Annotated in this window: 1 protein-coding gene; it reads right to left on the bottom strand. The window is 69.4% G+C overall.

The window, feature by feature from the left end:
• The coding region (locus KUM32_RS38540; RefSeq protein WP_217146458.1) for an LLM class F420-dependent oxidoreductase at positions 1–569 on the bottom strand (569 nt) is incomplete at both ends.

Genomic DNA, 569 nt, shown 5'->3' on the forward strand with positions numbered 1-569 from the left:
CCCGTACCGCGCGGCCAGGCGCGGGGTGCGCACCGCGCCGTGGCCGCCGATGAGGACCGGCACCTTCGACTGGGTGGGCTTGGGGAGGGCGGGCGAGTCGGTGAGCTGGTAGTGCGTTCCGTTGTGGGTGTACGTCTGGCCGAGGGGCGTGTTCCACAGGCCGGTGACGATCTCCAGTTGCTCCTCGAGGCGCGCGAACTTCTCCTTGGGGAAGGGGATGCCGTAGGCGCGGTGTTCTTCTTCGAACCATCCGGAGCCGAGGCCGAGCTCGACCCGTCCGCCGGACATCTGGTCCACCTGGGCGACCTGGATGGCCAGCACGCCGGGGAGTCGGAAGGTGCCCGCGGTCATCAGGGTGCCGAGACGGATGCGGCTGGTCTCACGGGCGAGACCGGCCAGGGTGATCCAGGCGTCGGTGGGGCCCGGCAGCCCGTCGACGCTGCCCATGCGCAGGTAGTGGTCGGAGCGGAAGAAGGCGTCGAAGCCCAGGTCTTCGGTGGCATTGGCAACGGTGAGAAGGGTGTCGTAGCTGGCCCCCTGCTGGGGCTCGGGGAAGATGCGTATGTCCA

Source organism: Streptomyces sp. AC627_RSS907, from assembly GCF_019049165.1.